Origin of the sequence: Symbioplanes lichenis, assembly GCF_030709675.1 — a bacterium.
Lineage (GTDB): Bacteria > Actinomycetota > Actinomycetes > Mycobacteriales > Micromonosporaceae > Actinoplanes > Actinoplanes lichenis.
Genome location: NZ_JAUZQD010000009.1, coordinates 169486 through 194967 on the forward strand (window position 1 = coordinate 169486; position 25482 = coordinate 194967).

The window sequence follows — 25482 nt, forward strand, 5'->3', positions numbered from 1 at the left end:
CAGCCGCCGGCGCCGCCGAGGACGCGAACTTCCGTGTTTCCGATGCGCATGGGGGTCGCGTACCCATGGCAGTCGATCTCATGTCTCCGTGTTGAGGCGGGCGGCCTGCCGGGTGAGGTGGTCGCGCTCGGCGAGGTTCGGGGCCTTGCGGGCCGCCTCGGCATAGAGCCGGGCCGCCACCGAGTGGTCGCCGGCGCGTTCGTGCAGGTAAGCCGCCACCGCCGTGTGGCGCGGCAGGCCCTCGTCGAGCTCCGCGAGCGCCGCGAGACCGGCCCGGGCCCCGTCGGCCTCACCCACGGCGACGGCCCGGTTGAGCCGGACGATCGGGCTGCCGGTCAGGCGGACCAGCTCGTCGTACCACTCGACGATCTGCACCCAGTCGGTCTCCGCCGCGGTGGGCGCGTCCGCGTGCAGAGCGGCGATGGCGGCCTGAGCTTGATATTCGCCCAGCCGGTCGCGGGAGAGCGCGGTCTGCAGGATGCCGACGCCCTCGGCGATCATGCCGGTGTCCCAGCGACCGCGGTCCTGGGCAGCCAGCGGCACCAGGCTGCCGTCGGGCGCGATCCGGGCCGCCCGCCGCGCGTGGTGCAGCAGCATGAGCGCGAGCAGCCCGGCGGCCTCCGGATGGTCGACCACCGCCGCCAGCTGCCGGGTGAGCCGGATCGCCTCCGCGACCAGGTCCACGTCGCCGGAGTAGCCCTCGTTGAACACCAGATAGAGCACCCGCAGCACGGTCGCGACGTCGCCGGGCTGGTCGAAGCGGACGCCGGCGACGGTCCGCTTGGCCCGGCTGATGCGCTGGGCCATCGTCGCCTCGGGCACCAGGTAGGCCTGGGCGATCTGCCGCGTCGTCAGCCCGCCGACCGCCCGCAGGGTCAGCGCGACGGCTGAGGCCGGAGACAAGGACGGATGCGCGCACAGGAAGTAGAGCTGCAACGTGTCGTCGGTCTCGGCGGCCGGCCCGGGTGGCGGCTCGGCGTCGACCCGTTCCTCCCGGCGCCGGCGGGCCGCGTCCGAGCGGGTGGTGTCCAGGAAGCGGCGCCACGCCACAGTGACCAGCCAGCCCTTCGGGTCCCGGGGCGGGTCGGCGCGCAGGGCCTCGATGAGCGCCTCCTGGACGGCGTCCTCGGCCGCCGCGAAGTCGGCTCCGCGGCGGACGAGGACCCCGATCACCTCGGGAATGAGCTCCCTCATTCGGTGACGGTCGGCGGCTCGGCGAGGAAGGGACGCAGCTCCAGCCACTCGTGGATCGGCTTCCCGCCGGCGCCCGGCGCGGCCGACAGCTCCCCGGCCAGGGCGACGGCCCGCTCGTAGCTGTCCACGTCGATCACCATCCACCCGGCGATCAGATCCTTGGTCTCCGGGAACGGCCCGTCCGTCACGGGCGGGCGGCCCTCCCCGTCGTACCGGACGAAGGTGCCCTCCGGGGCGAGCGCCTGCCCGTCCACGAACTCCCCGGTCTGCTCCAGCCGCGCCGCGAAGTCGTTCATGTACTTCATGTGGGCCGAGATCTCCTCCTGCGTCCACTTGTCCATCGGCACGTCGTTCACCGCCGCCGGGGCGCCGCGGTAGTGCTTGAGCAACAGGTACTTCGCCATGATGGTCTCCTCGTCCGATGCCGTTGTCACCCCGGGGACGACGCCGCGCCGCCGTTCTCGACATCCTTCCGCCATTCTTTTTCCGGAATCGCGTGACGAGCTGGTCGGCCCACTCGCCCCGCCGCGGACAACCGCCGAGGTGAGACAGTCGCCCTCGGCGGCCGGATCATCCGGTGAGGGTAGCCACGTCCTACAGTTCAGGCATGATCAATGGCATCCTGATCCCGGGGGGCAACGGCCGGATCGGCACGCTGCTCGACCTGGCGTGGGAGACCCTCGCCGACCGCACCGCGCACGTCGAGGACATCACATGGGAGACCCCGCGCGGCATCCTCGACGACGACGCGGCCGCCGCCGCCTTCGTCCGGGGGCACGTCGAGGCGGCTCTGGACCGCGCCCTCGAGGTGGCGCCGCGGGCCAAGCCGGTCCTGATCGCCAAGTCCCTCGGCACCTATGCGGCCGGTCTGGCCCTCGAGCGTTCCCTGCCCGCCGTCTGGCTCACCCCGCTGCTCACCCGCCCGGTCGTCGCCGAGGCCATCACCCGCAACCCCGCGCCGCAGCTCCTGGTCGGTGGCACGGCCGACAAGCGCTGGTGGGACTCGGACACCGCCCGGGCCACCGGCAAGCAGCTGCTCGTCGTCGAGGAGGGCAGCCACTCGCTGCGCGGGCCGGGCCCGATCCGCCGTTACACCGACGTCCTCGGCGACGTCAGCACCGCGATCGAGGCCTTCCTGGACGCCCTCGACCCGCCGCGCTAGTCGATTTTGCGGAGGAGGTCGGTGAGCTCGGCCGGCATCGTGATCATGCAGTCGTGACCGGTCGGGAGGGTGAGCAGCCGCTCGCCCGCGGGGGCCGGGCGACGGGTGATGCCGGGCGGCTCGTTGCCGGTGCAGTGGATGTGCGTACGCGGGATGGCGGCCGCCGCCGGGCCGCCCAGCCGGACCGGCTGCTGGTAACAGAGGGCCGGCTCGTCGGTGAGTGTCGTGCGCAGCCAGGCGACGTCGTCCGGGTCGGTCACCCCGAAGAGCCCGTACGGCGCCGGCAGCTCGGGCAGCGGCGGGATCCGCCACGGCGTGGCCGTCGCGGCGGCCCGGTCGAGCAGGGTCCGGGTGATCGGCATGACGTCGGTCGCGGTCTCGCCGTCGACCGGCACCATGGCGTCGAGGAAGACCAGATGGGCGATGCGCTCCGGGACGCGGCCGGCCACCCCCGAGATCGTCATCCCGGCGAAGCTGTGCCCGACCAGAATCACCTCGGTCAGGTCCTCGTCCTCGATCAGCCGGACGAGGTCCTCGACGTAGGTGCCGAGCCCGATGCCGGGGCCGAGCAGGTGGGCCCGGTCGCCGTGGCCGGGCAGCGTGGGCGCGTACGCCCGGTGGCCGGCGGCGGTCAGCCGCGGGACCACCCGGTCCCAGGCGCGGCCGTCGTGCCAGGCGCCGTGGACGAGCAGATACGTGGACATGGCGGTTCCCTTCGGTGCCTCGGTACTCTTTCGGTACCGCCACCAGGGTGACCCGCCCGCCGCGGGCACCGCAATCAGGCACTTCAATGTGCCTCGGTTCACCGGAGGTAACCATGACGAGCCCGGCCGCCGCCTGCCGGCCCCGCGAGGTGCTCGACATCGTCGCGGACAAGTGGTCGCTCTTCGTGGTGCGCGGACTGGCGGACGGGCCGCGCCGCTTCACCGAGCTGAAGCGGGGCATCGACGGCATCAGCCAGCGCATGCTGACCGTGACTTTGCGCAGCTTGGAACGCGACGGCCTGCTGACGCGGACGGTCCACAACATCATGCCGCCGCACGTCAGCTACGAGCTCACCCCGATGGGCGGGACCCTGCACGAGGCCACCGCCCCGCTGATGCGCTGGAGCTTTGAGAACCTGTCCCGGATCGATGCCGCGCGCGCCGCGTACGACGCGCGCGGCTGACCGCTCAGGCGCCCGCGATCTCCGGGGCGATGTCGGCGGCCGGGGGCTGCCAGGTGGCCGCGTCGGCGTCGACCTGGTCGCCCGAGCGGATGTCCTTGATCTGGTCGGGTTCGCCGTCGGCGCCGGGGAACCAGACGTACGGGATCCCGCGCCGCTCGGCGAAGCGGATCTGCTTGCCGAACTTGGCCGCCGTGGGCGCCACCTCGGTGTTGATGCCCCGCTCGCGGAGGGAGCGGGCGATGCGGTTGCTGGCCGGGCGCACGTCCTCGTTCGGGAGGGCGACGAGCACGGCCGTCGGCACGCTGCGGGAGATGGTCAGCGCGTCCCGGCCGAACAGCAGGCCCAGCATGCGGGAGACGCCGATGGAGATGCCGACGCCCGGGAAGCGCTCGGTGCCGGAGGTCGCGAGGTTGTCGTAGCGGCCGCCGGAGCAGATCGAGCCGTAGCGCTCGTAGCCCTCCAGCGACGTCTCGTAGACCGTGCCGGTGTAGTAGTCGAGGCCACGGGCGATCTTGAGCTCGGCCCGGACCAGCCCGGGGCCCGCCTCGACGACGCGCAGGAGCTCGTCGAGGCCCTCGTCGAGGAGGTCGTTGCTGACCCCGAGCGCGCGGACCTGGTCGACGAAGGAGCCGTCCGCCGTGGAGATCGAGGCCAGGGCGAGACACGCCCGGGCCTGGGCGTCGGTGGCGCCGGCCGTCTCGGCCAGGAGCGCGGCCACCTTCTCCGGGCCGATCTTGTCGAGCTTGTCGACCGTACGCAGGACCTGGTCGGGGTCCTCGAGGCCGAGCCCGCGGTAGAAGCCCTCGCACACCTTGCGGTTGTTGGCCAGGATCGTGGCGCGCGGGATCGGGAGCGAGCGCAGGGCGTCGCCGACCACGAGCGGCATCTCGGTGTCGTAGTGGAAGGGCAGCGTGTCCCGGTCGACCACGTCGATGTCGGCCTGGAGGAACTCGCGATAGCGGCCCTCCTGCGGGCGCTCGCCGCGCCACACCTTCTGGATCTGGTAGCGGCGGAACGGGAACTGCAGCTTGCCGGCGTTCTCCAGCACGAACCGCGCGAACGGCACGGTCAGGTCGAAGTGCAGGCCGAGGCTCGCTTCGTCCGACGAGTTCGGGTCCTCCTGGAGGCGGCGGAGGACGTACACCTCCTTGGAGGTCTCGCCCTTGCGCAGCAGCTGGTCCAGCGGCTCGACCGCCCGGGTCTCCAGCGGCGCGAAGCCGTACAGCTCGAAGGTCGTCCGGATGCGCTCGACGACGCGCTGTTCGATCATCCGCTGGGCCGGCAGATATTCCGGGAAGCCGGACAGCGGGGTGGGCTTGCTCATGGGTCGTCTCTCCTAATTGGCGCGCAGTTCCCGCAGGTACGGGTTGCCGGCGCGCTCGCGGCCGATCGTCGTGGCGGGACCGTGGCCGGGCAGGACCACCGTGTCGTCGGCCAGCGGCAGGATCTTGTCCCGCAGGCTGGTCAGCATCACGGCGGTGTCGCCGCCCGGCAGGTCGGTGCGGCCGATGGAGCCGGCGAAGAGCACGTCCCCGGAGAGGCAGACCTGGTCCGCGTCCCACGAGGTGTCCTCGCCCGGCAGCCGGAACAGCACCGACCCGCCGGTATGGCCCGGCGCGTGGTCGACGGTGATCTCCAGCCCGGCCAGGGAGAGCGTGGCGCCGTCGGTGAGCTCGGCGACCTCCTCGGGCGCCGCGTAGGGCAGCCGGCCGCCGAACATCCGGGCCAGCCCCTGACCCAGGAACTTCTCCGGGTCGGCGAGAATCTCGAGGTCGTCCGGGTGCACGTACGCCGGGATGCCGCGCGCCCCGCACACCGGCGCGACCGAGAAGGCGTGGTCGAGGTGGCCGTGCGTCAGCAGCACCGCGGCGGGCTGCAGCCGGTGCTCGGCCAGCACCTCCTCCAGCCGGTCGAGCACGCCGATGCCGGGGTCGACGATCAGCGCCTGCTCGCCCGGGCCGGCCGCCAGCACGTAACAATTCGTGCCGAACGCCTGCGCCTCGAATCCGGTGACGAGCACCCCACGCCCCTTCCCGTTCCCACCTCGCGTTTCCCACCTCGCGGAGAAAGCCTAGCGGGACACACCGTACGGACCGGGACGCAACCTCGCACGCCACATTCCCAGGAGTTACCCGTACACTCGTGCGGGCGTGTGGCACGGCGCACGTTTCAGCTCGAGGAGGGGAACACCCGGTGGCTTCCAGCAAGGACCGGCAGCGGCAGCTGGCGCGGGAGAAGCTCGACCGCCAGATGGCCCGCCGGGCCGCCCGGCAGCGCCGGCGACGCCAGATCCAGGCCGGGGTCGGCGCCGCGCTCGCGCTGGTCGTGATCGTGGGCGGCGTGGCCTGGCTGAGCGGGGCGTTCGACTCCGACGACGAGACCACCTCGGCCGCCGACTCCGACGTCTGCGTCTGGACCCCGCAGGACGCCACGAGCAACACCAGCCTCAAGGACGTGGGCGAGCCGCCGACCACGGGCATCCCCACCTCCGGCACGCGCACCATGACGATCACCACGGACAAGGGCGACCCGATCACCGCGTCGCTCGATCTGACGAACGCCCCGTGCAGCGCTGCCGACCTGGCCTTCCTGGCGGAGAAGAAGTTCTTCGACAACACCACGTGCCACGAGATCACCGCCGAGGGCGCCATCCGGTGCGGTGACCCGTCGGGCACCGGGCAGGGCGGGCCGACGTACTCGATCTACGACGAGAACCTCCCCGTCGCCGATGCCGCCGCCACCGCACCTCTTTATCCCAAGGGCACCGTGGCGATGATCGGCGACCCGCCGGGCACCAACGGCAGCCAGTTCCTGATCTTCTTCAAGGACTACGCCCCGAAGACCGATCCGCTCTACTCGATCATCGGCACGGTGACCGGCGGCATGGCCACCGTCGACAAGCTCGGCAAGATCCCGACGGTGGCGGACGCCGCCGGCGACAAGGTCAAGCCGAAGGAGACCATCACGGTGAAGAGCATCACGGTGGGTGACTACACCCCCGAGGGTGCCGTAGCGTCCACCGCGCCGTCGGCTTCCAGCGAGTCCTGAGCTTTCCGGAGCACAATCCCCCAGGCACACCCCTCATCGCACCGCAGGCATACAGGAGGAACACCGTGTCGTCGATCAAGGACAGGCAGCGCGCGGCGGCGCGGGCCCGCCTGGAGAAGGAGATGGCCGAGCGCGCCACCGCCGCGAAGAAGCGCCGCCAGCGCCAGGCGGTCATCGGCGCGGCCATCGGCGTCGTCGTGATCGCGGGCGTCGCGGTCTGGGTCGTGACCGCCCTGGGCAAGGACGACACGGACAAGACCTCCGCGTCCAGTGCGCCCGCCGGCACCGTGGCGTGCCAGTGGATCCCCGAGGACGGCAGCACCGGCTCCAAGGTCAAGGACGTCGGCACGCCGCCGGCCAACGTGCCCAACGTCGGCACCAGCACCCTGACCATGGACACCAACCTGGGCGCCATCACGGCGACGGTGGACCTGGCCAAGGCCCCCTGCACCGGCGGGGCGTTCACCTATCTGGCGTCGAAGAAGTTCTGGGACAACACCAAGTGCCACCGCCTCACGACCGAGGGCATCAAGGTCCTGCAGTGCGGTGACCCGACCGCCACGGGCAAGGGCTACCGCGACACCGACGGCACCGGCGGCCCCAGCTTCAAGTACGCCGAGGAGAACCTCCCGACCAACGCCAAGCCGGCCTACCCCAAGGGCACGATCGCGATGGCGAAGACGTCGGAGCCCAGCACGACGGGCAGCCAGTTCTTCATCACGTACGCCGACACCGACCTCCCCGCGGAGTACACGGTGCTCGGCAAGGTCACCAAGGGCATCGAGATCGTCGACACGGTCGCCAAGGCCGGCACCGACAACGCCAACGGCCAGGGCGACGGTCACCCGAAGAAGGAAGTCGACATCAAGACGCTGACGATGACCGCCGCGTCCTGATCGTCCGGTCGTAGCAGAAGGGCGGGTCCCCGAGGGGACCCGCCCTTCTGTCATGCCAGCGGCTTGATGAACCGGGCCGACGCCGGGCAGATGTCCTCATAGCCGAGCTGCTGGTAGAACAGGTGCGTCCGCTCCCGGTAGCGGCTGCTGGTGATCTCCATCTTCACAGCGCCCGCCGCCCGCGCCTGCTCCTCAGCCGCCGTGACCAGCGCTTGTCCCACGCCCTTGCTGCGGTAGCGCTCGTCGACGACAAGAGCCAGCAGGCGGGCGACCTTGCCGGTGACTTCCAGCATCGGCATGACGTGCAGGGCGGCGACCCCGATCAGCTTGCCGCCGTCGTCGGCGCCGATGAGCCAGCTCGCGGGGTCGTCCCGCCAGAGCCTCAGGCGATCGGTCACCTCTCGCTCGGTTGTCGGATAGCCCAGCTGATCGAGCAGTACGGTGAGCTCCGGAACATCCTGGCTTCGAACAGGTCTCATGCGCCCAGATCCAAGACCATGGCTTGCTGAGCGGCGAGAGCGGGCATCGGCAGGCCGGCTCGGACGAGGACCGCACCGGGCAGCGTCACGCCGCCGTCGAGGGCCTGCCGCACCCACGGCGAGTGGATCCGGCCGTGGAACTGCGGCAGCCCGAAGTCGCCGACGATCCGCACGGTGTAGTCACGGTCGGGGTCGAGGCCGGGAAATTGCACCTGCCCCGACAGGACGGCCGGTGACGTGACCGTGCGCGCCCAAATGTAGACCGCACGTGTCGCGTCGGCGTCCACCACGCCGCGGAGGGTGGTGGCGGGGTCGGGCAGGTCGGCGTTCACCACGGTGCCGCGGGCGATCAGCGGGCGGATGCTCTTGTGGTACGCGATGAACGCCCGGAGCGCCGCGAGCTCGTCCTCGTCCCGGGCGGTCAGGTCCCACTCCACCCCGGCGTGGCCGAGCAGGGCGCCGGCGAAGCGGAGCGTGGTGTCCGTACGGCGGCTGGTGGTGTGGGCGGGAGACGAGCCGACGTGCACGCCGACCAGCTCCGGCGGGAGCAGCTGCATGGTCCAGCGGTCGATCATCACGCGCTCGACCGGGTCGATGCAGTCCGACGGCCAGACCCGGTCGGTGCGCGCCAGCACGCCCAGGTCGATGCGGGAGCCGCCGGCCGAGCACGACTCGATCTCCAGACCCGGATGGCGTACGCGGAGCTGGTCCATGAGCTCGTAGGACGCCCGCGCCTGCGCCGCCACGGCCACCACGTCGCCGTTCCGGCGCGAGACGGCCTCCTGGAGTTCGCGATTGTGGTCCCACTTGACGTAGGCGACGCCGTACTCGGTGATCGCCGCGCTCATCGTCGTCAGCACGTGATCGAACGCCTCGGGGTGGGTGAGGTCGAGCACATACTGCTGGCGGGTCGGGGCGCCCAGGCCCGGCGACGGGCTGAGGATCCACTCCGGGTGCTCGCGGGCCGTCTCCGAGTCGAGGCTGATCATCTCGGGCTCGAACCACAGACCGAATTCCAGCCCCTTCGCGCGTACGTGATCAGCCAGCGGCCGCAGCCCGCCCGGCCAGACCACCGGGTCCGCCCGCCAGTCGCCCAGGCTCGTCCGGTCGTCGCGCCGGCCCAGGAACCAGCCGTCGTCGAGCACGAACCGCTCGGCGCCCACCTCGGCGGCCTTGTCCACGAGCGCGCGCAGCCGGTCGAGGTCATGATCGAAGTAGACGGCTTCCCACGTGTTCACGATCACGGGACGCGGGCGCACGGGATGCGACGGCCGGGCCCGCAGATATCCGTGGAAGCGCTCGGCGAGGCCGTCGAGCCCGTGGCCGGACCAGGCGAAGAAGGCGTCCGGGGAGACGTACTCGTCGCCCGGCCGCAGCCGCACCTCCCCCGGCCGCAACGCCTCGCCGCCGCCGAGCACCGGCGCGCTCTCGGGCAGCCGCTCGATCCGCCAGTGGCTTTCACCGCTCCAGGCCAGATGGAAGCCCCAGACCTCGCCCGTCCGGTTCGCGAAGCCGGTCGTGCCGGCCAGCAGCAGGAACGGCGAATCCGGCCCGGGCTTGCCGCGGCGCCCGTGCCGATGATGCGAGCCGTCGGTGATGTTCTGCCGCTGCGGCTGGCGCTCCCGCGCCCACCGCCCGGTGAAGTCGAGAATCTCGGTCGCCCGCGGCGGCAGCGGCAGCAGGGCGGTCACCCCGGCCAGCTCGTACGGCTGCCCGGGGTCGGCGTCGTCCGCGGGCCGGCGCACGCGGTGCCGCAGCCGCACGAGCCCCTGCGGCGTCAGCTGAACCTCCAGCCCGATCCGCAGTCCGGTGATGTCGTCGGCCAGCTCCGCCGCGAGCGTGTCCTCGGTGACCCGAGCATCCACGAGCACCGGGCGCGGCGTGGTCCGCCGGCCGGCCAGATGCCCCGCAAGCCCCGGCGTGCCCGACCAGAACTCCCGCTCACCGGGCAGCAACGTCAGGCGCCGCGGGACGTCCGGCGCGTTGTGGGGCACCTCGACCACGGCACTCCCGGCCAGCGCCCGCAGGCCGGCGTCACTCAGCTCACCGAGGTCGGCCCCCCAATGCAGCACCGTGGGCACCGGCCCGGCCAGGTCAAGCGCGAGGGAGACCCCGGCCGCGCGAAAATGAACGTACGTCAAGGGTGAACTCCGAGCTGCTCGATCAGGCACTTTCATGATCAAGTGTGCCCCACCCCGTCTGGCCAGCGCTCCATCAATCGACGATGTGACGTTGGGCTTACACCAGGAGGTCCTCAACCGAGGGATGGGCGGCAGGATCAGTCATGGCCGTGGTCTGCGGATCGGTCAGACCGGCTCGGCCGTGACCCGTCGCTGACGAAGCTGCGGCACGTAACGAGCAACCGTCTCGTAGTCGCCGTCCTCATGCAGAACGGTCATGTCCATCCGCAGAGCAGTCGCAGCGATGACGAGGTCCGCAACCGACATGCCACGATGCGCGCTGCGCGGTGTGAGTTCCTTCCGAATACCGGCGACGGATCGCCAGATGTCGTCCGGAACGACAACGTAGAGATATCGATCAACGATGAACTTCTCGAGTTCGTCGCACTTTTTGGTCTCCGCGACCAGCAGCGTCTCGGTCAGAGCCGGCTCGCACACGGAGATCAGGCCGCGATTCACGAGCGTCCCCCAGCCCGGATGCACCTGCTTCCGGATGATGCGAACCAGCGCGCTCGTATCGACCAGATAGTTGACCGGCTTGCCGCCCCCGGTCACCTGAAGTCCAGTTCGCCGTTCTCGACCATGCGCTCCAACGCCTCGCCCGCGAGCCGGCGTCGCTCACGATGCTTCTCCACCAGCAGTCGAAGCCCCTCGTTGAGCGCCTCGTTGCGCGATGCCGAAATCTGGCGCTGAGCCTCCTCCAGCAAGTCGGTGTCGAGTTCGACATCCTGCCGGCCGGCGACTTCGGGGGTGAGAGCGAGGTCGGTCATGTCCGCCTCCTGCGGATCGGTCATGTGCTGACCTCCTCACCATACTTGTCGCGGCGCCAGCTGTCACCCGACAACCAAGTGGCGTTCATCCCTCAACGGGCACGGTACTCGTGTCGCAGCATGAGAAGCAGCAGCGAGCGCCGCACTCAGAGCGCCGTTACCCAGAGCGGGCCCACCCAGAGCGGGCCCACCCAGAGTGGCCCTGCCCAGAGTCCGCTCCTGCCCAGAGTCCGCTCCTGCCCAGAGCCCGCCCTCCCGGGGAAGCCCCCGCTGGCCAGTCTGACGATGAATCCGGCGCAGCGCGAAGCGCCCTGTGGACAAGGCGCTGCTGTGGATAACCCTCAGGCGCCGGAGGTGACCCGGTACGCGTCGAAGACGCCGTCGACCTTGCGGACGGCGGCGACCAGGTGGCCGAGGTGCTTCGGGTCGGCCATCTCGAAGGTGAAGCGGCTGACCGCCACCCGGTCGCGGGTCGTGGTGACCGTCGCGGACAGGATGTTCACGCGCTCCTCGCTCAGGACGCGGGTGACGTCGGCGAGCAGCTTGTGGCGGTCGAGCGCCTCGACCTGGATGGCGACCAGGAACGTCGACGCGGCGGTCGGCTTCCAGCTGACCTCGACGACGCGTTCCTCCTGGGCGCGCAGGTCCTCGGCGTTGGCGCAGTCGTCACGGTGCACGCTGACGCCGCCGGAGCGGGTGACGAAGCCGAAGACCGAGTCGCCCGGGACCGGCGTACAGCAGCGGGCGAGCTTGACCCAGACGTCGCTGACGCCCTTCACCACCACGCCCGGGTCCTGGGCCGAGGTGCGGTTGCGGGGCGGGCGGGTCGCGACGGCGGTCTCGGCGATGTCCTCGACCGCGCCCTCCTCGCCGCCGAAGCCGGCGACGAGCTTCTGCACGACCGACTGCGCGGAGACGGCGCTCTCCCCCACCGCCGCATAGAGCGAGGCGACGTCGGCGAGGTGCAGGTCGCGGGCGATGGTCGTGAGGTTCTCGCTGGTCAGCATGCGCTGCAGGGGCAGGCCCTGCTTGCGCATCGCCTTGACGATCGCCTCCTTGCCGACCTCGATCGCTTCCTCGCGCCGCTCCTTGTTGAAGTACTGCCTGATCTTCGTACGCGCCCGCGGGCTCTTGACGAAGCCGAGCCAGTCCTGCGTCGGGCCGGCCGTGGCCGACTTCGACGTGAATATCTCGATGACGTCGCCGTTGGACAGCGTCGACTCGAGCGGCACGAGCTTGCCGTTGACCCGGGCGCCGATCGTCTTGTGCCCGACCTCGGTGTGCACCGCGTAGGCGAAGTCGACCGGCGTGGATCCCGTCGGGAGGGGGATGACGTCTCCCTTGGGCGTGAAGACGTACACCTCCTGGCTGGAGAGGTCGAAGCGCAGCGCGTCCAGGAACTCGCTCGGGTCGCTGGCCTCACGCTGCCAGTCGAGGAGCTGACGCAGCCACGTCATCTCGTCGATGTGGGCCGGCGGGCCGACGATCGTCGCGCCCTTCTGCTCCTTGTACTTCCAGTGCGCGGCGATGCCGAACTCCGCCGTCCGGTGCATCGCGAACGTGCGGATCTGCATCTCGACAGGCTTGCCGGTCGGGCCGATGACTGTCGTGTGCAGCGACTGGTACATGTTGAACTTCGGCATCGCGATGTAGTCCTTGAACCGGCCCGGCACCGGCTGCCAGTTGGCGTGGATGACACCCAGCGCCGCATAGCAGTCCCGCACCGTGTCGACCAGGACCCGCACCCCGACCAGGTCGTAGATGTCGCTGAAGTCGCGGCCCCGCACGATCATCTTCTGATAGATCGAGTAGAGGTGCTTGGGCCGCCCGGTGACCTCCGCCTTGATCTTGGCGGACTTCAGGTCGAGCTGGACCCGGTTGGTCACCTGGCGCAGCAGGGCCTCGCGCTGCGGCTGGTGCTCCCCGATCAGGCGGTTGATCTCCTCGAACCGCTTCGGGAAAAGTGTCCCGAAGGCGAGATCCTCGAGCTCCCACTTGATCGTGTTCATGCCCAGGCGGTGCGCGAGCGGCGCCAGGATCTCCAGCGTCTCCTTGGCCTTCTGCTCCTGCTTGGGCCGCGGCAGGAACGTGAGGGTACGCATGTTGTGCAGCCGGTCGGCCAGCTTGATGACCAGCACCCGGGGGTCCTTGGCCATCGCCACGACCATCTTGCGGATCGTCTCCGCCTTGGCCGCGTCGCCGAGCTTGACCCGGTCGAGCTTGGTCACGCCGTCGACCAGCAGCGCCACCTCGCCGCCGAAGTCCGTGCGCATCTGGTCGAGGCCGTAGTCGGTGTCCTCGATCGTGTCGTGCAGCAGCGCCGCCACCAGCGTCGTGGTGTCCATGCCGAGGTTGGCCAGGATCGTCGCCACGGCGAGCGGGTGCGTGATGTAGGGGTCGCCCGACTTGCGGTACTGCCCCGAGTGCCACCGCGCGGCCACGTCGAACGCGCGCTGCAGCGCCCGCCCGTCGGCCTTGGGGTGCGACGCCCGGTGCGTGGCGATCAGCGGCTCGAGGACCTCGCTGACCTGGGTGCTCTGCCACGGCGCGTTGAACCGCGCGAGCCGGGCCCGGACCCGCCGGCCGGTGGGCGCGCTGGCCAGCCCGAAACCACCCGTCTCCCCCGCGGCCGGCGACATCGGCCGGGTCACGTCGGGGTCGGGCATCTGCGACCCCGTGATCGGTACGCCGTTCGCGTCGATGGGCCGGCTGAGCTGCAGCGATCCGGGGTTCGGCCGGGTCGCGGCGGCCCGCGTCGGTGCGGTGTCGGCGGGAACCGGGGTGACCGGGACCGGAGTCGCCGAGACCGGGGCTGCCGAGACCGGGGTCGGCGGGACCGGGGTCGGCGGGACCGGGGTGGCCGGGACCGGCTTGGCGCCGGGCTTGGCGGGCGCTGCGGCGTTCGTGTCGGCCTTCGGCCCGGCCGGGCCAGTCTTCGCCGGGGCCGCGGTGTCCTGAGCCGTCCTCGGTGTGGCCGGGGCCGCGGTGTCCTGGGCCGGGGCGGGCTTCGCCGTGGCCGGAGTCGCGGTGTCCTTGGCCGGGGCGAGCTTCGCCGGCGCCGATTTCGGCACGGCTGGAGTCGCGCTGTCCTTGATCGGGGCAGTCTTGGGTGTGGCCGGGACCGCGTTGTCCTTGACCGGAGCCGCCCCACTCTTGGCCTGATTCGCGCTGTCCCTGGCCGGAGCCGCCCCACTCTTGGCCTGATTCGCGCCGTCCCGGGCCGGAGCCGCGCTTTTCTCGGCCGGAGTCGCGCGGGAGGTGGCCTGCTGTCCCGCGGAAGCAGCCGTGGCCTCGCCGGCGGACCCGCCGTCACGGCCGCCCGCACCACCCGGAGCGGAGCCGGCCCGCGTCACGCCGTCATCCGTCCCCGGGGCCACGCCATCGCCCGCCACCGAGCTCGGAGCCACACTGCCGCCCTTCACCGGAGTGGAATCCACCCCATCACCCGCGACCGGAGCCGGGGCCACGCCATCGGAAGCCTTGCCGTCGGTAGCGGTGGAGGTCAGGTCAGGCTCCGCCGTCGTCGCCGCGTCACTCGGCGGCGTCGAAGCCCTGGTCGCGTCGGTCGGCTGCACCGTGCCCTCCGTCGGAGGGGCGACGTCGCTGGACACCGGCCTCCTCACGTCGCTTCTGCTCACTCGGTTGGAAACGCCATCCTACCCGTGGCCGTTCCCGGCCGCCCCGGCCCGAACCGCCGAAAGAGTGCCGGCGCCCGCACGGAACCGGATCAAACGGTCAGCAGGGCATGCACCCCGCGCGCGCCCAGCCGCTCCCGGCCCCCGAGGAAGCTCAGCTCCAGCACCACGGTGAGCCCGGCAACCGTCCCCCCGGCCCGCTCGACGAGCTCCAGCGCCGCGCCGGCCGTACCCCCGGTGGCCAGCACATCGTCCAACACCAGCACCCGCTGCCCCGCAACGAAGGCATCCCGATGCACCTCGAGCGTCGCCTCGCCGTACTCCAAGGCGTAGGAAGCCGCGAAGACCTCCCGCGGCAGCTTCCCCGCCTTCCGCACGGGCACGACACCCTTCCCGGTGGCATAGGCCACGGCGGCCGCGAGCACGAACCCCCGCGCCTCGATCCCGGCCACCACATCGAAGGAATCCGCCCCGTAATGCGCGACAATCCCGTCCGTGACCTGCCGGAACACCTCACCGTCGGCGAACAGCGGCATCAGATCCTTGAACACGATGCCCGGCTTCGGGAAATCAGGCACATCAAGCACCCGCCCGGCCACCAGCCGAGCAACCTCCGGCCCGCTGTCCCCACGCACGTCTGCGGCAGTCTCCGTCACGCGCAAAGCCTAGGCCCCCGCCGGCCCCGCCGTCCCCCAGGGTGGAACCGGCCTCACATGCCGTTGCCAGCCCGTGTCGCCCGGATGCTTTCCCCACCGAAGGCCGCACACAGCTCGACAGCCGCCGCTGGCCCGAAAACGCCGGAACGCCCCACCGCGACCCCGCCCTCCCAGGGGGAGCCCCCGCTGGTCATTCTCCCGGATTTTCAGGCGTCGCGCGGACGCCCTGTGGACAACCCCTGGCTGTGGACGACGCCCTATCGTCCGGGCGACCGTCGGGACCGGCATCGCGGCCGCTCAGATCCGGTCGCCTCCGTCGGGACCGTCTCGGCCAGGTTCACGCCCGTCGAAGCCGGCATCGCGGTCGCCCCGCCCGGGACCACGCCCGTCGACGGCGACATCACGGTCACCCCCGCCAGGACCACGCCCGTCAAGGCTGGCGTCGCGATCGCCCCCGCCAGGACCATGCCCGTCAAGACCGGCATCCTGGTCGCCGGCCGCCACGGGACCGAAGAGTTGCGGCAGGTCGATGACGTCGAAGACGCGCTGGACGATGCCCTTCAGGTTGATCAGGCGGAAGGCGATGCCCGCTTCCGAGGCGGCCAGGTAGCCGTCGAGGATGGCGCCGATCGCCTCGGAGTCGATGAAGGTGACACCGGCGAGGTCGACGAGGAGTGCGCGGGGCCGGTCGTGGTCGATGAGGGCGAAGAGGGCGTCGCGCAGCTCGTCGCGCGCGCCGAGGTCGAGCTCGCCCTCGAGGCGTACGCGACGCTCCGGAGCTGCCCCGGCAGCCTCCGTGATGATGGCGTAGCCCGGCTCCTCCACAACTACTTGTCTACCAGCAAAGATCAGCCGGGCAACCGCTGCGCGGTCACGAATTGGCATTTGTCTCGGGCGCGACGCCGGCGAGCAGGACGGGCGCCGGCCACAAGCCCAGCGAAAACCGCCGGCCACGAACCCAGAAGAAGACGCCGGCCACGAGCCCAGAAAAGACGCCGGCCACGAACCCAGCAAAAACCGCCGATCACGAGCCCAGCGGGAACACCGCCCAGATGTGCTTGGTGGTCTCCGTGGCGTACCAGCCGACCTCGACGGCGAAGGCGTTGGCGAGGTGCAGGCCGCGGCCGCCGGCGTTGATCGGCCGGGTGTCCGCCAGCTCCGGTACGGAACTGAGGTCGTGATCGGCGACGTCGATGACGAACTCGTCCCGGGTACGCAGCAAACGCGTGATCGTCGGCGGCAGCCCGTGCTTGATGGCGTTGGTCGCGAGTTCCGTGGCGACCAGCACCATGCGGTCCGGGATGTCGGCCAGGTCGGTACGCGACACCGGGGCGTGCGTGTTGATGGCCTCGATCAGCCCGGCGCGCAGGAGCCGCAGTTCACTGGTCGAGTCGAGCACCCAGACGTGCAGTTCTTCGGCGTCCGGCGGGGGCGGGGAGGTGCGCAACTGGCTCACGAAAGGCACTATGCCCGCGATCGGGGCCGCCAAGGCCGGAGACGCGCGGATGTGGCGGGAACGACGACGAAACGACGACGGCCCGCCGCCCCCCGAGGAGGGACGACGGGCCGTGCGGTGTCGCGAGAGTGTCAGCGCCGCTTCTGGCCGCCACTGGGCCGGTTGCCGGCGCCGCCGCCGCGGTTGGTGGTGCGCTTGGCGACCGGGCGGGCGCCCGGGCGGGGCGTCGTGGTCGCGGGCGACCCGGCGTACGCCGGCACCTCGTCGCCCTCCTCCGGCGCCGACCGGGCGCGCTCGCCGCGGGCGACGTCGCCGGAGCGGGCCGACGAGCGGCGGGCCAGGACGCGGGCGTTGTGGCTCTTGATCCGCGGCTCCTGGTCCTTGAGCGCGGCCAGCATCGGTGAGGCGAAGACGATCGAGGACAGGACGCCGAGGCCCATGCCGACGAAGAGCACCAGGCCGAGGTCCTTCAGCGTGCCCGCGCCGAGCAGGCCGGCGCCGATGAAGAGCAGGCCGCCGACGGGCAGCAGCGCCACGAGGCCGGTGTTGATCGAGCGCATCAGGGTCTGGTTGACGGCGAGGTTGGTGGCCTCGCTGTACGTCCGGACGCTGCCGCCCGTGATGCCCCGGGTGTTCTCCTGCACCTTGTCGAACACGACGACGACGTCGTACAGGGAGAAGCCGAGGATCGTCAGGAAGCCGATCACCGTCGACGGCGTGACCTCGAAGCCGACGAGCGAGTAGACGCCCGCGGTGAGCACCAGGTCGAGCAGCAGCGACGAGACCGCCGCGACCGCCATGCGCCACTCGAAGCGGATGATCAGGTAGACCATCACCAGGACCAGGAAGATCACCAGACCGAGGACGGCCTGCCGGGTGACCTGGCCGCCCCACGCCGCCGAGACGCGGTCGTCACTGATCTGGTCGGCCGGGACGCCGAGGTCCTGGACGAGCTGATCCTTGACCGCCGACGCCTCCTCCTGGGAGAGGGCGGCCGTCCGCACGGTGTAGCTCGCGTCGTTGCCCGAGCCGACCTGCTGGACCGTGCCGATGGTGTCCTCGTCGCCGACGTTCGCCGCCCGCAGCGCCTCGGACACCGCGTCGCGGGCGCCGTCGGTGCTCTGGACCGCGGCCGGCAGCGAGAACTGCGTGCCGCCGGAGAACTCGATGCCCAGGTGGAAGCCGCGGAAGAGGAAGCTGCCGAGCGCGAGGACGACGAGCACCGCCGCCGCCACGAACCACATCTTGCGCCGGCCCACGATGTTCAGGTTGGCTTCGCCCCGGTAAAGGCGATCGGCAAAGCTGCCGGCGGCCATGTCAGGCCTCCTTCTCGGTCGGGGCGCGCTTCACGGCGCGGCCGAGGCCGCTGACCCGCGGCGACATGAACGCCTTGGTCCGCGCGAACATCGTCATGATCGGGTGCCGGAACAGGAACACCACGACCAGGTCGAGCACCGTGGACAGGCCCAGCGCGAAGGCGAAGCCCTTCACCGCGCCGATCGACACGATGTAGAGCACGACCGCGGCCATGATGGTGATGGTGTTCGCGGAGATGATGGTACGCCGCGCGCGGGCCCAGGCCCGCGGGACAGCGCTGCGGGCACTGCGGCCCTCGTGCAGCTCGTCCTTGAGACGTTCGAAGTAGATGACGAACGAGTCCGCGGCCACACCTAGTGACACGATGAAACCGGCGATGCCGGCGAGGGTCAGCGTGAAGCCCGTGGTGCGGCCGAGCACGACCAGCGCGCCGAAGGTCAGCAGACCCGACAGCAGCAGGCTCAGGAAGATGACCGAGCCGAGCAGCCGGTAGTAGAAGAACGCGTAGATCGCGACCAGGCCCATGCCGATCGCGGCGGCGATCAGGCCGGCCTCGAGCTGCTGGATGCCCAGCGTGGCGGAGACGGTCTGGGCGCTCACCTGGGTGAAGGTGACGGGCAGGGCGCCGTACTTGATCTGGTCGGCCAGCTCCCGCGCCGTGGTGGCGTTGAACGAGCCGGTGATCTGCGACTGGCCGGTCAGCACGCCCTGGATCTCGGGGGCCGAGATGACCGTCTTGTCGAGGACCACGGCCACCAGGCAGTGGGTGGCGGTGCCGCCGGAGAGCGCCTGCGCGGCGGTGAGGCAGCTGTCGTCGGCGGCCGGCTGGAAGGCCTCGCGGGTCAGGTTCGCCCACTTGGTCTGGCCCGCGCCGGTGAAGTCGAGCGAGACGACCCACTGGCCGCCCTGCTGGTCGTACTGCGGGCTGGCGGTGTCGATGTCGGTGCCGACCACCTTGGCCTTGTCGAGCAGCATCTTGGCGCCGGTCTGGCAGGCCACGACCTGCTGGTCGACCACGTCGATGGCGCCGGAGGGGCGCTTGTCGAGCTGGTCGCAGCTGATCGTCGGCACGTTGTACTGCATCGCGGCCGGCAGCGCGTTGACCTCTTCGGGGGTCAGGGTCGCGAACGCCTTGTACGGCTGCCCGGCGGTCGGGTCCGTGGAGAGGTCGACCGTGTCGGTCAGCTTCTCGGCCTGGGCGTAGATCTTCGCGCCGACCTTCTTCTCGATCGCCGCGCGCTGCTCCTTGACGTCGGCGGTGACCGGCGCGGGCGCCGCGGAGGCCGACGGGGCCGGAGTCGCGGAAGCCGAAGCGCTCGGCGACGGTGCCGGCGCCAGCTCGACGCCCACGCCACCACCCTGGCCACCGGTCGACGCCGACGGCGCGCTCGAAGCGGCGGGGACGCTGGCCTGGGCCGACGGGGCAGCCGCGGAACCGCTCGGGGCGGCCGACGGCGCGGCGGACGGCGGGTTGACCGCGGCGGCCGCGTTGTCACCGGTCGCCTTGACGACCTTGCGGAAGCGCATCTGCGCGGCCTGGCCGACATTCTTGAGCTGGTCGTTGGCCTCGCCGGCGACGGACACCACGATGTTGCGGCTGCCCTCGACGACGACCTCGGCCTCGGCGACGCCCAGCGCGTTGACCCGCTGGTCGATGATCTTGCGGGCCTCCTCCATGCTGGTCTCGTTGGGGACCTGGCCGTTGGCCAGCAGCGACGCCTCGTAGGTGGCCTGGGTGCCGCCGATCAGGTCGAGACCCAGCTTGGGGTGCAGCCGCTCCTCGTAGCCCATCCCCTTGGTGCCCGGTCCCCAGAACACGAGCGCGTAGAGGATCGCGAAGAGGAGACCGAGAACGGCGAGCTGCCTCCCCGGATGCGGTTGGCCCTGTGGTGGTCGTGCCACGACGTTCGATCTCCTCGTGCTGAGAGCTGCCGCGGGAGCGCGGCGGCAGGTAGGGATGTGTGGGGCGTTCCGGCCGGTTTGCCCGGCGCCATTATCCACAACGCCGGGCCCTCCGCCCGACCCTGCGGCGGGCGAAAAGACACAACGCCGGCCGGCCCACCCCGGGAACGGGCAGGCCGACCGGCGTCGCGGTCAGTCCTTCTTCTTGGTCTCCACGACCGGGCTCTGGATCGGCTCGTCGGCGGCGGGGACCTCCGGCTCGGCCGGCACCGGCTCCTCGGCGAGCGCGGCCGCCGGCTCCTGCTTGAGCACCCGGGCGATCGCCGGACGGGCGTAGCGGGCGGTGACTCCCGGCGAGATCTCCAGCGTCACGACCTCGTCGTCCACCGTGACCACGGTGCCGTGCAGCCCGCCGATGGTGACGATCTCGTCGCCGGGGCCCAGCGCCGACTGCATGGCCTGCGCCTCGCGGCGCCGCTTCTGCTGCGGGCGGATCATCATGAAGTACATGACGCCGAAGAGCAGGACGATGAGCAGCAGCGGGACGAAGCTGCCGCCACCCTCCTGCGCCTGGGCTGCGAAGTAATACACGAGGTGACCTTCCGTGGGGCCGGCACCGCGGCTCGTGGCACACAATGCGGCAATAGCGACGGGCGCGAGTCTAAACCTAGATTCTGGGAACTTGATGGACGGCCTACGTCACGTTCACATCACGGAGAGATATCGCCGTTGCGTGTGAACAGGTCAGGCTGCTGCGCCGCGATGCTCCGCCCCTCCGGCGGCGTCTTCCCCAGGTGCAGCCACCCGGCGTCGGTCGCGATCCGCCCGCGCGGCGTCCGCGCCAGCAGCCCCGCCCGTACGAGAAACGGCTCGCACACCTCCTCGACGGTGTCCGCCTGCTCCCCGACCGCGACGGCCAGCGTGGACAACCCGACCGGCCCGCCCCGGAACGACTCGATCAGCGCCCGCAGCACGGCCCGGTCCAGCCGGTCGAGGCCCAGGTCGTCGACGTCGTACACCTTGAGCGCGGCCTTGGCCGTCGGAAGATCGACCACCCCGTCCCCGCGTACCTCGGCATAGTCCCGCACCCGCCGCAGCAGCCGGTTGGCGATGCGCGGCGTCCCCCGCGACCGCCCCGCGACCTCGGCCGCGCCCTCCGGCGTGATCTCCACCCCCAGGATCCGCGCCGACCGCCGCAGCAGCAGGTCGAGGTCGCCCTGCGAGTAGAAGTCGAGATGCGCCACGAACCCGAACCGGTCGCGCATCGGCCCGGACAGCAGCCCGGCCCGTGTCGTCGCCCCGACCAGCGTGAACGGCTCCACGTCGAGCGGGATCGCGGTCGCCCCGGGCCCCTTGCCCACGACCACGTCCACCCGGAAGTCCTCCATGGCGCTGTAGAGCAGCTCCTCGGCCGGCTTGGCGATCCGGTGGATCTCGTCGATGAACAGCACGTCGCCCTCGGCCAGCCCGGTGAGGATCGCCGCCAGGTCGCCCGACCGCTCGATCACCGGCCCGCTCGTGGTCCGGATCCCCGTCCCCAGCTCCGCCGCCACGATATTGGCCAACGTCGTTTTCCCGAGGCCAGGTGGCCCCGAGAGGAGGATGTGGTCGGGGGCGGTGCCGCGCTTCATCGCGCCCTGGAGCAGCAGGTCGAGCTGGTCGCGGACGCGGTGCTGGGCGATGAAGTCGGCGAGGCGGCGCGGGCGGACGCTGGCTTCCGCGTCGAGGTCGGCGTCCTCGGCGTACGGGGAAACCAGGTCGTCGTCGCTCATCGCGTGCGTCCCAGCAGGCGGATCGCCTGCCGCAGCAGCACGGGTACGGGCGGGACCTCGCCGTCGATCGTCTCGCCGACTGCGGCGACGGCCTGGTCGGCCTGCTGGGCGGACCAGCCGAGCGCGAGGACACCCTGGCGGACCTGGTCCTGCCAGCCGCCGTGCAGCGCCCCGGCGACCCCGTCGGCCCCGGTGGAGACCATGCCGACCTTGTCGCGCAGTTCAAGAACAAGGCGCTCCGCGCCCTTCTTGCCGATCCCGGGTACGCGCGTCAGGGCGGCCGTGTCCCCGGAGGAGATCGCCCGCCGTACGGCCTCGGGCTGGTGCACCGCGAGCACGGCTTGAGCGATCTTGGGTCCGATGCCGCTCGCGGACAGCAGCAGCTCGAACAGGTGCTTCTCGTCGTCGTCGGCGAACCCGTACAGCGTGAGCGAGTCCTCCCGCACGATCAGGCTCGTCGCCAGGCGGGTCTCGGCGCCGGTCTTGAGCGTGGCGAGCGTGCCCGGGGCGCAGAGCACGGCCATCCCCACGCCGCCGACCTCGACGACGGCCCGGTCGGCGAAGATCGCGGCCACCACGCCGCGCACGCTGGCGATCATCAAACGGCTCCTGTCCTGCGGATCATGCCCGGCCGGCGGGGCTTGACGGCCTTCGCGGCCTGCGCGGCCTTGAGCGCGGCGGCTTGGATCCGGTCCCGGGTGCCGCCGCGCCAGATGTGACAGATGGCGATGGCGAGCGCGTCGGCGGCGTCGGCGGGCTTGGGCGGCGCGTCGAGGCTCAGCAGCCGGGTCACCATGCTGGTCATCTGCGCCTTGCCGGCCGTACCGGATCCGGTGATCGCGGCCTTGACCTCACTCGGCGTGTACGTCTGCACGGGCAGCCCGGCCCGCGCCCCGGCCAGGATGCCGATGCCGCTCGCCTGGGCCGTGCCCGTGATCGTCTGCGTGTTGTGCTGGCTGAACACACGCTCGACCGCGACACTGTCCGGCTTGTGCTCCGCCACGAGCGCGGCGAGCGACGTGTCGAGGTGCAGCAGCCGCAGCGCGAGGTCCTCGTCCGGCTCGGAGTAGACCACGTAGTAGCCGACCAGCGTGCACGGCCGCCCGGGAACCCCCTCCACGACGCCGACGCCGCACCGGGTCAGGCCGGGGTCGATGCCGAGCACCCGCACGGTTCCCCCTCATCATCGGACGTGTGTTCGACACCCTAGTACGCCCCGCCCCGGCGCCCTCGCCCGCCACACCCGTCACCCTCTTGTGCGGTGACCTGGGTCACCTCAGCATGGAAGGGTGGCGTACCTCATCCCGCCCATGACCGACGAACCACCTCCGGACTACCTGCGCTTCGCCGCCGCCCGGCGCACGACCCTGCACCACGAGGCCGCCGCCCTGGTCGGCGGCAACGCGGATGTCGGCGACGCGATCGCCATGGAAGTCCTCACCGACATCGCCGGCCACTGGCGCCGCCTCACCTGGCGCACCCGCCTGACCGGCCACGACGCGGCCGCCGCCTTCCTCCGCACCCGCCTGACCAAACGCACCGCCCACTGGCGCGACGAGCAGCTCTATCCGGTGGAAGTCGTGCGTCCGCCGGCCCCGGCCCTCTTCACCCGCCGCCCGAGCGCCTCGGTCGCCCTCCGCCTGGCCCCCCTCACCCCCACGACGGTACGCGACCCCACCACCGCCACGGCCGAAGCCGAAATCGCCTGGCTCCACGCCTACCGCCGCTCGATGTGGTGGCGTTACGCCCGCGTGTGCGGCGGCTTCCTGCTGATCCTCTTCTACCTGATCCACTTCATGGAGCAGGCCTCCGGCACCTGACGTGGCTACGCGCTCTTGGCCCGGTATTCGGCTTCGAGCTCGGACAACAGGAGCGAGCGCTCGCGCACATAGGCCGGCGCGGGACCGGCGAGCGACAGCCGATGCAGGTGCACCATCCCGTCCTCGTGGGAACGATCGGCCGTCCGGTCGACGATCCAGTACTCCGGGATGCCGCGCGCCGCGTACCAGTGGGCCTTCTCGGTGTATTCGCCGTTCGGCGACTTCTCCGAGACGACCTCGACGACCAGCCCGAAGGCCGATCCGGGCAGGCTCGAGTAGTCGGCCTTGTCCGGCGGCAGGGTCGTGACGACCACTCCGATGTCGGGCAGGCGGCTGTCGCGAGGCAGGTCACCCCGGACGCTGGGGTCGTGGAAGACCTTCTGTCCCGCCGTACGCAGCATGAGCCAGAGACGATCCCCCATCTCTTTGTGCCAGAAGCTGGACGGGGTCATGATGACGAGATTTCCCTCGTGGAGTTCGTAGCGGAAGCCCTTGGGCAGGGCGCCGAGACCCTCGACGTCCAGCGTCTCGAGCATCGACATGTCGAGATCTTCCATAACGGCGATCACCCCCTCACCATACTTGTCGCTGCGCCAGATGTCACTGGTCAACTGACGCATTGGCTATGCCTTCTCGGCACGGTACTCGTTCTCGAGCTCCGAGAGCAGCAGGGAACGCTCCCGGACGTACGCCGGAAGCGGGCCGCCGATCGTCAGGCGGTGCTGGTGGACCTGGGCGTCGTGGGGCTTGTCCTCCGGCGCGCGGTCGACGATCCAGTACTCGGGGATGCCCTGTTCGGCGTACCAGTGGGCCCGGTGGGTGTACTCGCCGGTCGGGTGGTGGCCGGAGACGATCTCGACGACCAGCGGGTAGGCGGACGCCGGGAGGTGGGAGCATTCCAGGACGTCGGCGGGGAAGGCGGACAGCACGCCGAGGTCGGGGATGCGGCTGTCGCGGGGCCGGCCGCCGCGTACGCCCGGGTTGGTGAAGGCTTCGAAGCCGCGGTCGAGCAGCAACAGGAGAACGCGCTGCATCATGCCTTGATGCCAGAAGGTCCCCGGGGGTGCGATGACGAGGTTGCCGTCGTGGAGTTCGTAGCGGTGGCCCCGGGGCAGGCGGACGAGGTCGTCCACGGTCAGCGTCTCGACCGAGGGCAGATGAAGGGTGCTCACGATGTCCGAGCTTCCTCGCCCGGGTGTGGTCAGCTGACAAGAAACGGGGCCGGCCCACAGGTGGACCGGCCCCGCACTCGCGCTGGATCAGGCGTCGATGGCCGCCAGGATCTCGTCGCTGATGTCGGCGTTGGCGAAGATGTTCTGGACGTCGTCGCTGTCCTCGAGGACGTCGATGAGCTTGAGCACCTTGCGCGCGCCCTCCTCGTCGACCGGGACGGTCATCGTGGGGACCAGCGAGGACTCGGCCGAGTCGTACTCGATGCCGGCGTCCTGCAGGGCCTTGCGCACGGCCGGGAAGTCGGCCGGCTCACTGACGACCTCGAAGCTGTCGCCCAGGTCGTTGATCTCCTCGGCGCCCGCCTCGAGCACCGCGAGCATCAGGTCGTCCTCGGAGAGGTCACCCTTGGGGACGACGATCACGCCCTTGCGGTTGAACAGGTACGAGACCGAGCCGGCGTCGGCGAACGTGCCACCGTTGCGGGTCAGGGCCGTGCGGACCTCGGTCGCCGCGCGGTTGCGGTTGTCGGTGAGGCACTCGATCAGCAGCGCGACGCCGTTGGGGCCGTAGCCCTCGTACATGATCGTCTGCCAGTCGGCGCCGCCGGCCTCCAGGCCGGAGCCGCGCTTGACCGCGTTGTCGATGTTGTTGTTGGGGACGGAGCTCTTCTTCGCCTTCTGGATGGCGTCGTAGAGCGTCGGGTTGCCCGCCGGGTCACCGCCACCCGTGCGGGCCGCGACTTCGATGTTCTTGATGAGCTTCGCGAACATCTTGCCGCGCTTGGCGTCGATGACGGCCTTCTTGTGCTTGGTCGTCGCCCACTTGGAGTGGCCGGACATGCAAAACCTCCGTGA

General features: G+C 71.0%; 27 protein-coding genes. 5 read left to right on the forward strand and 22 right to left on the reverse strand.

The annotated features are described in order from the left end of the window. Positions 1–78: 78 nt before the first annotated feature. Both RAN62_RS22720 and RAN62_RS22725 read right to left on the reverse strand, forming a co-directional pair. On the reverse strand, positions 79–1194 hold the full coding sequence (locus tag RAN62_RS22720) for an RNA polymerase sigma factor (protein WP_305786737.1): 1116 nt from the start codon (positions 1192–1194) through the stop codon (positions 79–81). After that, positions 1191–1598 (reverse strand): YciI family protein, encoded by a 408-nt coding sequence (locus tag RAN62_RS22725; RefSeq protein WP_305786738.1) that lies wholly within the window; start codon positions 1596–1598, stop codon positions 1191–1193. The genes RAN62_RS22720 and RAN62_RS22725 overlap by 4 nt, the downstream gene beginning before the upstream one ends. Before the next feature lie 203 nt (positions 1599–1801). On the opposite strand from RAN62_RS22725, the gene RAN62_RS22730 reads away from it, so the two are divergent. Next, a complete protein-coding gene (locus RAN62_RS22730) occupies positions 1802–2356 on the forward strand; it encodes an alpha/beta hydrolase (RefSeq protein WP_305786739.1) in 555 nt (184 codons plus the stop codon). Here RAN62_RS22730 and RAN62_RS22735 read toward each other — a convergent pair. Then, positions 2353–3060, reverse strand: coding sequence for an alpha/beta fold hydrolase (locus RAN62_RS22735; protein ID WP_305786740.1), 708 nt, complete (start codon positions 3058–3060; stop codon positions 2353–2355). The genes RAN62_RS22730 and RAN62_RS22735 overlap by 4 nt on opposite strands. Before the next feature lie 113 nt (positions 3061–3173). On the opposite strand from RAN62_RS22735, the gene RAN62_RS22740 reads away from it, so the two are divergent. After that, positions 3174–3524 (forward strand): winged helix-turn-helix transcriptional regulator, encoded by a 351-nt coding sequence (locus RAN62_RS22740; protein ID WP_305786741.1) that lies wholly within the window; start codon positions 3174–3176, stop codon positions 3522–3524. A 4-nt stretch (positions 3525–3528) separates the two neighbouring features. On the opposite strand, the gene hisS is transcribed toward RAN62_RS22740, so the two are convergent. Further along, positions 3529–4848: a histidine--tRNA ligase gene (hisS, locus tag RAN62_RS22745; protein WP_305786742.1), complete on the reverse strand. Its 1320-nt coding sequence runs from the start codon at positions 4846–4848 to the stop codon at positions 3529–3531. A 12-nt stretch (positions 4849–4860) separates the two neighbouring features. Continuing rightward, complete coding sequence (locus RAN62_RS22750) at positions 4861–5544, reverse strand: MBL fold metallo-hydrolase (protein ID WP_305786743.1); 684 nt, start codon at positions 5542–5544, stop codon at positions 4861–4863. A 173-nt stretch (positions 5545–5717) separates the two neighbouring features. On the opposite strand from RAN62_RS22750, the gene RAN62_RS22755 reads away from it, so the two are divergent. Both RAN62_RS22755 and RAN62_RS22760 read left to right on the forward strand, forming a co-directional pair. Then, on the forward strand, positions 5718–6572 hold the full coding sequence (locus RAN62_RS22755; protein ID WP_305786744.1) for a peptidylprolyl isomerase: 855 nt from the start codon (positions 5718–5720) through the stop codon (positions 6570–6572). A gap of 65 nt (positions 6573–6637) precedes the next feature. Next, positions 6638–7468, forward strand: coding sequence for a peptidylprolyl isomerase (locus RAN62_RS22760; RefSeq protein WP_305786745.1), 831 nt, complete (start codon positions 6638–6640; stop codon positions 7466–7468). 50 nt (positions 7469–7518) lie between these two features. Here the strand turns inward: RAN62_RS22760 and RAN62_RS22765 are convergent, their stop codons facing one another. The 14 genes from RAN62_RS22765 to ruvC form a co-directional block, all read right to left on the reverse strand. Beyond that, complete coding sequence (locus tag RAN62_RS22765; protein WP_305786746.1) at positions 7519–7947, reverse strand: GNAT family N-acetyltransferase; 429 nt, start codon at positions 7945–7947, stop codon at positions 7519–7521. Further along, positions 7944–10088 (reverse strand): alpha-galactosidase, encoded by a 2145-nt coding sequence (locus RAN62_RS22770; RefSeq protein WP_305786747.1) that lies wholly within the window; start codon positions 10086–10088, stop codon positions 7944–7946. Before RAN62_RS22770 ends, RAN62_RS22765 begins: the two co-directional genes overlap by 4 nt. Before the next feature lie 165 nt (positions 10089–10253). Continuing rightward, positions 10254–10682 (reverse strand): PIN domain-containing protein, encoded by a 429-nt coding sequence (locus RAN62_RS22775; protein ID WP_305786748.1) that lies wholly within the window; start codon positions 10680–10682, stop codon positions 10254–10256. Then, positions 10679–10921 carry a hypothetical protein gene (locus RAN62_RS22780; protein WP_305786749.1) on the reverse strand — a complete coding sequence of 81 codons (243 nt, stop codon included), beginning with the start codon at positions 10919–10921 and terminating at the stop codon, positions 10679–10681. Before RAN62_RS22780 ends, RAN62_RS22775 begins: the two co-directional genes overlap by 4 nt. 317 nt (positions 10922–11238) lie before the next feature. Then, positions 11239–13617: a RelA/SpoT family protein gene (locus RAN62_RS22785; protein WP_305786940.1), complete on the reverse strand. Its 2379-nt coding sequence runs from the start codon at positions 13615–13617 to the stop codon at positions 11239–11241. Positions 13618–14624: 1007 nt separating this feature from the next. Beyond that, on the reverse strand, positions 14625–15188 hold the full coding sequence (locus RAN62_RS22790) for an adenine phosphoribosyltransferase (protein WP_305786750.1): 564 nt from the start codon (positions 15186–15188) through the stop codon (positions 14625–14627). A gap of 297 nt (positions 15189–15485) precedes the next feature. Beyond that, the gene (locus RAN62_RS22795) at positions 15486–16013 is read right to left on the reverse strand and encodes an STAS domain-containing protein (RefSeq protein WP_305786751.1); all 528 of its coding nucleotides are present in this window, start codon (positions 16011–16013) and stop codon (positions 15486–15488) included. A gap of 199 nt (positions 16014–16212) precedes the next feature. Next, on the reverse strand, positions 16213–16644 hold the full coding sequence (locus RAN62_RS22800) for an ATP-binding protein (protein WP_305786752.1): 432 nt from the start codon (positions 16642–16644) through the stop codon (positions 16213–16215). A 131-nt stretch (positions 16645–16775) separates the two neighbouring features. Next, on the reverse strand, positions 16776–17960 hold the full coding sequence (secF, locus tag RAN62_RS22805; RefSeq protein ID WP_305786753.1) for a protein translocase subunit SecF: 1185 nt from the start codon (positions 17958–17960) through the stop codon (positions 16776–16778). A gap of 1 nt (position 17961) precedes the next feature. Next, positions 17962–19863 (reverse strand): protein translocase subunit SecD, encoded by a 1902-nt coding sequence (gene secD / locus RAN62_RS22810; RefSeq protein ID WP_305786754.1) that lies wholly within the window; start codon positions 19861–19863, stop codon positions 17962–17964. A 192-nt stretch (positions 19864–20055) separates the two neighbouring features. After that, a complete protein-coding gene (gene yajC / locus RAN62_RS22815) occupies positions 20056–20454 on the reverse strand; it encodes a preprotein translocase subunit YajC (RefSeq protein WP_305786755.1) in 399 nt (132 codons plus the stop codon). Between the two features lie 119 nt (positions 20455–20573). After that, the gene (gene ruvB / locus RAN62_RS22820; protein WP_305786756.1) at positions 20574–21635 is read right to left on the reverse strand and encodes a Holliday junction branch migration DNA helicase RuvB; all 1062 of its coding nucleotides are present in this window, start codon (positions 21633–21635) and stop codon (positions 20574–20576) included. Beyond that, positions 21632–22234 (reverse strand): Holliday junction branch migration protein RuvA, encoded by a 603-nt coding sequence (gene ruvA / locus RAN62_RS22825; RefSeq protein WP_305786757.1) that lies wholly within the window; start codon positions 22232–22234, stop codon positions 21632–21634. Before ruvA ends, ruvB begins: the two co-directional genes overlap by 4 nt. Continuing rightward, positions 22234–22806, reverse strand: coding sequence for a crossover junction endodeoxyribonuclease RuvC (ruvC, locus tag RAN62_RS22830; RefSeq protein ID WP_305786758.1), 573 nt, complete (start codon positions 22804–22806; stop codon positions 22234–22236). The genes ruvA and ruvC overlap by 1 nt, the downstream gene beginning before the upstream one ends. A gap of 118 nt (positions 22807–22924) precedes the next feature. On the opposite strand from ruvC, the gene RAN62_RS22835 reads away from it, so the two are divergent. Then, positions 22925–23455, forward strand: a complete 531-nt coding sequence (locus RAN62_RS22835) for a hypothetical protein (RefSeq protein WP_305786759.1) — start codon at positions 22925–22927, stop codon at positions 23453–23455. A gap of 5 nt (positions 23456–23460) precedes the next feature. Here RAN62_RS22835 and RAN62_RS22840 read toward each other — a convergent pair whose 3' ends face one another. The 3 genes from RAN62_RS22840 to RAN62_RS22850 form a co-directional block, all read right to left on the reverse strand. After that, the gene (locus tag RAN62_RS22840) at positions 23461–24024 is read right to left on the reverse strand and encodes a Uma2 family endonuclease (RefSeq protein ID WP_305786760.1); all 564 of its coding nucleotides are present in this window, start codon (positions 24022–24024) and stop codon (positions 23461–23463) included. Positions 24025–24078: 54 nt separating this feature from the next. After that, a complete protein-coding gene (locus RAN62_RS22845) occupies positions 24079–24627 on the reverse strand; it encodes a Uma2 family endonuclease (protein WP_305786761.1) in 549 nt (182 codons plus the stop codon). Between the two features lie 87 nt (positions 24628–24714). Further along, positions 24715–25467 (reverse strand): YebC/PmpR family DNA-binding transcriptional regulator, encoded by a 753-nt coding sequence (locus RAN62_RS22850; protein WP_305786762.1) that lies wholly within the window; start codon positions 25465–25467, stop codon positions 24715–24717. Positions 25468–25482 lie beyond the last annotated feature (15 nt).